The organism is Streptomyces sp. NPDC001941 (assembly GCF_040296945.1).
In the GTDB taxonomy this organism is placed as follows: Bacteria; Actinomycetota; Actinomycetes; order Streptomycetales; family Streptomycetaceae; genus Streptomyces.
Genome location: NZ_JBEOYE010000191.1, coordinates 1 through 6,382, shown reverse-complemented (window position 1 = coordinate 6,382; position 6,382 = coordinate 1). Strand labels below are relative to the sequence as shown.

General features: G+C 72.5%; 6 protein-coding genes. 5 read left to right on the top strand and 1 reads right to left on the bottom strand.

Going from position 1 to position 6,382, the window contains the following annotated elements; translation table 11 throughout:
- Positions 1-291: 291 nt before the first annotated feature.
- The gene (locus ABT160_RS45965; RefSeq protein ID WP_351656109.1) at positions 292-552 is read right to left on the bottom strand and encodes a hypothetical protein; all 261 of its coding nucleotides are present in this window, start codon (positions 550-552) and stop codon (positions 292-294) included.
- Positions 553-778: 226 nt separating this feature from the next.
- On the opposite strand from ABT160_RS45965, the gene ABT160_RS45960 reads away from it, so the two are divergent.
- The 5 genes from ABT160_RS45960 (at position 779) to ABT160_RS45940 (ending at position 6,261) form a co-directional block, all read left to right on the top strand.
- Positions 779-1,171: a profilin gene (locus ABT160_RS45960; protein WP_351656106.1), complete on the top strand. Its 393-nt coding sequence runs from the start codon at positions 779-781 to the stop codon at positions 1,169-1,171.
- 124 nt (positions 1,172-1,295) lie between these two features.
- Complete coding sequence (locus ABT160_RS45955; protein ID WP_351656104.1) at positions 1,296-2,522, top strand: hypothetical protein; 1,227 nt, start codon at positions 1,296-1,298, stop codon at positions 2,520-2,522.
- A gap of 49 nt (positions 2,523-2,571) precedes the next feature.
- On the top strand, positions 2,572-3,525 hold the full coding sequence (locus tag ABT160_RS45950) for a YihY/virulence factor BrkB family protein (RefSeq protein ID WP_351656101.1): 954 nt from the start codon (positions 2,572-2,574) through the stop codon (positions 3,523-3,525).
- A gap of 200 nt (positions 3,526-3,725) precedes the next feature.
- Positions 3,726-5,699, top strand: coding sequence for a discoidin domain-containing protein (locus tag ABT160_RS45945; RefSeq protein ID WP_351656099.1), 1,974 nt, complete (start codon positions 3,726-3,728; stop codon positions 5,697-5,699).
- A gap of 94 nt (positions 5,700-5,793) precedes the next feature.
- The gene (locus ABT160_RS45940; RefSeq protein WP_351656097.1) at positions 5,794-6,261 is read left to right on the top strand and encodes a PPOX class F420-dependent oxidoreductase; all 468 of its coding nucleotides are present in this window, start codon (positions 5,794-5,796) and stop codon (positions 6,259-6,261) included.
- Positions 6,262-6,382: the final 121 nt, after the last annotated feature.

Sequence of the window (6,382 nt, the reverse complement as noted above, 5' to 3'; positions counted from 1 at the left end):
ACCCGTACCCCCTACGACGAGGCCACCGCCTGGTCACACCACGCAACCCTCCCAACCGCAGCTTGACACCGCTACGGCATGGGATGTCTGACAGCCCCTCCCCAGGGGCTGATGTCACGATCGGGGCAGGGTACAGGGTGTGTATCGCGAGGGGTGGGGCGGGAGTGGAGTGCACGGTTCCTCCCCCGGAGGACCCGCCCCCGGCGCCGCGGTGTCGCCGAGTCCGGCATCCGGGTCAGCGGCCGGGGACCACGTCCTCCGGGTCAATGGCCGGAGAGCACGTGCTCCGGGTCAGTGGCCGGGCGTCGCGCGCGGGTGCTGGTGCGTGCGGACGAAGAACAGGTTCGCCGCTCCCGGGCGGATCTCGAACTCGCGGCTGGGTCCGCTCTCCGGGTCGACGTCCATCAGCACCACCCAGCCCCGCTCCTCGTCCCACGCCAGCTGCACCGCCTGGCCGTCCGGCGCGGTGATCGCGAGTTCCACGACGTCGTCGACCGTGACCTGCTGCTCGGTCTCGTCCAGTCGGTAGGTGAGGGAGAAGGGCGTGTCCATCGGGCGGCTCCGGACTGCGAGGGGTGGCGCCGTACTCGGCGTTGAGTGGTGCGTGCTGACTGGTGAGCTGTGAGTGCTCACTGGTGAGTGGTGAGTGGTGAGTGACCAGTGTGCGGCCCGGGCTGCCGGCTCGCCCCTCGGACACGCGCCCGCGATCACCGTCTCCCCCTCGGGGGTTTGCCGACCGGTCTGGCAGGTAAACGCCACGGACCGGAAGGAGCACGGCATGAGCACGGACTGGCAGGCGTACCTCGAAGAGCGGATCTGCGCGGTGGTCGACACCCGCATGGCCGCGATCTGCGGGCTGGACGACGGCGCCCTCCTCGGCACCTTCGGCAAGGACCTGCCGCGTTCCTTCACCCCCGCCGAGGCCCGCGTCATCATCGACCGCCTGCGCCGGGGCTCCGGTGAGGAGGACATCCGCGCCTGCGGGGAGGACTACCGCTGCCTCCGGTCCGGCCAGGGCGTGCTGCGCGGGCTCCGGGGCGGCAGTCCGCTGAGCGTCGCGGCCACGGAGAAGCTCCTGGTCGTCGCCGCGGCCGTCGACGGCGTCCCCGCCTCCCGGCTGGACTCGGCCGTCGAGGCCCTCGCCGCCGACCTCCGCGCGCAGGGGACGTGACCGCCCCGTGGCCCGGCCGCGCGTGCCCCGCCCGACCACGCGTCCGTACCCACCTCATCCCCTCTCCCTCCCCCTCGCTGCGACCGGAGTTCACCAGAGCCCACCGGAGCCGACTGGAGCCGTCATGACCACCCCGTCCACACCGTCCGTACCGTCTGTACCGTCCCAAGACGCCTTCCACCTGACCGCGTTGCACACGGCCCTCGCCGAAACCGCCGCCAGTGCGGCCGTGATGCAGTGCTACTGCGCCCAAGTGCGCGTGCAGCCCGACCTGTTCCCGGAGGGGGTCGCCGCGGTGCCGACCGCGCAGGCGGCCGCGCGCGAGCACGCCCGGCGGTGGCTGGAGCGGCTCGGTCCTGCCGCCTGCGCGACGGCGGTACGGGCGGGGAGCCTCGCGAACCTGTGCGAGGCCCTGGGCGACGCGAGCCTCGACCAGTTGCTCCACCTCGTCAACACACCTGACGGCACAGGGGAGTTCCGTGAGCTGATGGCCGCCTTCCGGGCCGAGACCGAGGTGGCGGCGAAGGAGGCCGCGGGGCTCGCGTCCCGTACGGACAGCGCCGCGGACGAACTCGAAGCGGAGCTGCGCCGCCTCACCGAGGCCGCCGAGGCCGTACGAGAAGCGGGCACTTCCCGAGACAAGGAAGGCAAGGAAGGTACTGACGCGCGCATCGCGGCACTCGCCGACGACCTCACGCGCCACAGCGAGGCCGTCCGCGTGGGGCTGACGGCCCTGGTGGCCCGCCGGGCCTTCGACGACCCCGGCTCCCTGGTCATCCGGCTCATCCCCTTCGCCTCGGGAAACACCTCGGGAAACACCTGGGGAAACGCCCCGGGAAACACCTCCGGCACCACCCCGGGCAACGTCCCCACTGACGCCTCACGCGACGCCTCACACGCCGTATCCCGCGACACCTCCGGCAGCGTCTCGCTCGCCCACGCCGTCCTCGCCCCCGCACACCGCCACCAGGAGGGTGCCGCCGCGGAAGTGGCGGGTGCCGTACTGAACGAACAGGTCCTCGCCACCATCGCCCTCCACGACCAGACGTGGCGCGAACTGCACGCCCTCAACCCCGAGTTCGCCGTTCCGCACGCCCTCGACGACACCTGTCGCGCGCTGGTCGCCACCGGACGGGACACCTCGCGGGCCCTCGCGTCACTGGCAGACGCCTGGCACGGGGCCGGGGCCGCGTTCGACGCCCTCGCCACCGCCGTCGGCGGCGTCACGGACGAGCCGACCGCGCGCCTGCTCAGGGAGCAGCTGGCCGTCGCCCGCGACGACCTGCACGCCCTGGGGTCCCTGGCGGCGCGGTACGTGGACCACAGCATCCTCCTCGTCGACGCTCCGTAGGAACTCGACCACCCCACGCCAGATCACCACACACCAGTCAGGAAGACCGATGGGAACCGCCACCCGGGTACCGCAGAGACGTGACGTCCGCGGCGAGGAGTTGTCCGGCGACGAGGCATGGGCCGCACTGCGGCGCTACGGGGGCTGGAAGCTGGCCCGCGACTCCTTCGTCCGCTTCCGTTACGCCGACGGCTTCAGCCACTCGCGCGCCCTGGCGCTGCAGACCGTGCTGTCGATCGTGCCCATGGCCATCGCCGTGATCGGGCTCTCCGGCGTCCTGCACACCGAGGGCATCGGCCGCGTCGCCGAGCTGACGATCGGCCGGATCACCAGCGGCCCGAGCCAGGACATGGTCGACGAGGCGCTGCGCGAGAGCCGGCGGCACGCCGGGGACGGGGGTCAGGCGGCGCTCTGGCTGGGGCTCGCCTTCTCCCTCGTCAACATCACGACCAGCCTGTGCCAGGTGGAGCGCGGCGCCAACCGGATCTACGGCAACGAACGCGACCGGCCGTTCCTGCTGAAGTACTCCCGGGGCCTGGTCATGGCGGCCCTGGCCGGTCTGCCGCTCGGCCTCAGCTTCGTCCTCACCGTCCTCGGCTCCGACCTGACCCGCGCCTTCGCCCAGGTGTACGACCTGACCCCGGGGACCGTCCACGCCTGGGAGCTCCTGCGCATCCCCGTCGGCGTGCTGCTCGCCGTACTGGCCACCAGCGCGATCTTCCGCCTGTCCCCGCGACGCGACCAGCCCGGCTACACCTGGCTGGCCTTCGGGGCGGTCGTCTACCTCGTGCTGTGGCTCACCGCGACCTGGGCGCTGACGCTGTACGTCGGCGCGAGTTCCTCCTTCACCAGCGTGTACGGGCCGCTCAGCGCGATCATGGCGCTGCTCCTCTGGTCGTACCTGACCTCGGTCGCGCTCTTCCTCGGGCTGTCCTTCGCGGCCCAGTTGGAGGCGGTGCGCGCCGGAACGGCGGAGCCCGCCACGGGTGACCCCGGGCTCTGAGCCCGCCCCGCTCCCACCGCACCCGTGCCCTGCCCCCGCGTTGTTGCGTCGTTCCCGCTCTTTTTTGCGCGGTACCACCTTTCTATTGCGCTTGCATGTCCACCTCAATACGCTCTCCCGCATCGCACACGGCATCGCCCTGCTGGCGATCAACAATCCGGGCCAGCAACGGAGTTGCCGTCCAGCCGGAGGAGATCGAGATGGGTGTCACGCGTCGTGCGGTCCTGCAGGCCGCGACCGCGGCGGGGGTCGCGGGAGCCGTCGGACTCGGCCAGACCCCGCTCGCGGGCCGCGCCCTCGCGGCCAGTGCGCCCGGAGACGTCGTCGGCAAGGTGACCGTGGGCTACCAGGGGTGGTTCGCCTGCGCGGGGGACGGCGCCCCGATCAACGGCTGGTGGCACTGGGCCCAGAACTGGGGCCAGACCCCGTCCGCCTCCAACAAGGCGATCGTGGCCTGGCCCGACGTCCGCGACTACCCGGCCACCTACCGCACCGCCTTCGCCAACCTGGGCAACGGGCAGCCGGCCGCGCTGTTCTCCTCGTACGACCAGTCGACCGTCGACGTGCACTTCCGCTGGATGAAGCAGTACGGGATCGACGCCGCCGCGCTCCAGCGCTTCAACCCCACCGGCGGCGAGGGGCCCACGCGCGACGCGATGGCGGGCAAGGTCCGGAGCGCGGCCGAGTCCCAGGGCGTGAAGTTCTACGTGATGTACGACGTCTCCGACTGGACGTCCATGCAGACGGACATCAAGGCCGACTGGGTGGACAAGATGCGGGCGCACACCGCGTCACCCGCGTACGCCCGGCAGAACGGCAAGCCCGTCGCCTGCGTCTGGGGCTTCGGGTTCAACGACAACCAGCGGCCGTTCGGCCCGGACGCCTGCCTGGACGTGGTCAACTGGTTCAAGGCGCAGGGCTGTTACGTGATCGGCGGGGTGCCGACCTGGTGGCGCACCGGCGACCGGGACTCCCGGCCCGGGTTCTCGGCCGTCTACCACGCCTTCGACATGCTCTCGCCGTGGATGGTCGGCCGGATCGGCAACGCCGCCGACGCGGACAACTTCTACAACGTGGCGACCGTGCCCGACCTGGCCGAGTGCACCGCGCACGGCATCGACTACCAGCCGTGCGTCCTGCCCGGCGGGGTGACCGAACGGCAGCGCGCGCACGGCGACTTCATGTGGCGGCAGTTCTACAACATGGGCCGGGCCGGGGTGCAGAGCGCCTACATCTCGATGTTCGACGAGTACAACGAGGGCAACCAGATCGCCAAGACCGCCGAGTCCCAGGCCTGGGTGCCCACCGGGTCGGGGTTCCTCGCGCTCGACGAGGACGGCACCGCCTGCTCCTCCGACTACTACCTGCGGCTGACCGGGGACGGCGGCCGGATGCTGAAGGGGCAGATCGCGCTCACTCCCGTACGCCCGACCCCGCCCACGACCGGCGGCGACACGGTGCCGCCGACCGCGCCCGGGAACCTGCGCGTCACCGCCACCACCGACACCACCGTGGCGCTGGCCTGGAACGCCTCCACCGACAACGTGGGCGTGACGGGCTACCGGATCCGCCGGATCACCGGCGGCACCGCCACCCCGGTGGGCGCCGCCGCCGGCAACGCCACCGCGTTCACCGTGACCGGGCTGACCGCCGCCACGGCCTACGCCTTCGACGTGCAGGCCCTCGACGCGGCCGGGTCCGTCTCCGCGCCGTCCGGCCAGGTGACCGCGACCACCACCGGCTCCTCCCCCACCACCGACCTCGCGCTGAACCGGCCGACGTCGGAGAGCAGCCACACGCAGGTGTACGGCTCGGGCAACGCGGTGGACGGCAACCCGCACACGTACTGGGAGAGCGCCAACAACGCCTTCCCGCAGTGGCTCCAGGTCGACCTGGGCAGCGCCACGGGCGTCCGCCGGGTCGTCCTCGGCCTGCCGCCGAACCCCGCCTGGGCCACCCGCACCCAGACCGTCGCCGTCCACGGCAGCACCGACGGGAACACCTTCACGCCGCTGCTCGGCGCCACCGCCCGCACCTTCGACCCGGCCTCCGGGAACACCACCACCCTGGCCCTGCCCGCCGGTACGACCACCCGCCACCTGCGGCTCGTCTTCACCGCCAACACCGGCTGGCCGGCGGGACAGGTCTCCGACCTCCGGGTGTACGCGTCCTGAGGGGCCGCCCCGCGAACGCGGCCGACACCGGGCGCCCGGCGCGCGGTGTCGGCCGTCCCACGGCCGGGCCGGCGCCTGCCGTAGGGTGCTGGACATGAGCCCGAGCATCGCATCCAACACACCCGTGGAACTCGAGCAGTTGCTGGACTTCGTCCGGCCCAGGCACCGCGCGATCCTGCTGACCCGGCGCGCCGACGGCAGCCCGCAGGGCTCCCCGCTGACGTGCGGCGTGGACGACGCGGGACGGCTGGTGATGTCGACGTACCCCGAGCGCGCGAAGACGCGCAACGCGCGCAAGGACGAGCGCGTGAGCGTGATCGTGCTCTCGGACGAGTGGAACGGCCCGTGGGTCCAGGTGGACGGCACGGCCGAGGTCATCGACGCGCCCGAGTCGGTGGAACCGCTGGTGGAGTACTTCCGCACCATCAGCGGCGAGCACCCGGACTGGGCGGAGTACCGGGAGGCCATGCTGAAGCAGGGCAAGTCCCTGATCCGCGTCACCCCGGTCCGCTGGAGCCCGGTGGCGACGGGCGGCTTCCCGGCCCGCCTGGCGCAGGAGTAGGCGGAAACGCCCGAGTGCGCGGGGGCCCCCCCCGCCCGGGAGGGGGGGCCCCCCCCCCGCCGCCCCCGCGGGCAGGACCCTACCCCCCAGCCCCGGCGGCAAGAGTAAACACCGCGCCCGC

Excerpts from the sequence above, each read along its gene's own strand:
- ABT160_RS45945 (WP_351656099.1), top strand. The coding sequence starts at position 3,726 with ATGGGTGTCACGCGTCGTGCGGTCCTGCAGGCCGCGACCGCGGCGGGG.
- ABT160_RS45955 (WP_351656104.1), top strand. The coding sequence starts at position 1,296 with ATGACCACCCCGTCCACACCGTCCGTACCGTCTGTACCGTCCCAAGAC.
- ABT160_RS45940 (WP_351656097.1), top strand. The coding sequence starts at position 5,794 with ATGAGCCCGAGCATCGCATCCAACACACCCGTGGAACTCGAGCAGTTG.
- ABT160_RS45960 (WP_351656106.1), top strand. The coding sequence starts at position 779 with ATGAGCACGGACTGGCAGGCGTACCTCGAAGAGCGGATCTGCGCGGTG.
- ABT160_RS45965 (WP_351656109.1), bottom strand. The coding sequence starts at position 552 with ATGGACACGCCCTTCTCCCTCACCTACCGACTGGACGAGACCGAGCAG.
- ABT160_RS45950 (WP_351656101.1), top strand. The coding sequence starts at position 2,572 with ATGGGAACCGCCACCCGGGTACCGCAGAGACGTGACGTCCGCGGCGAG.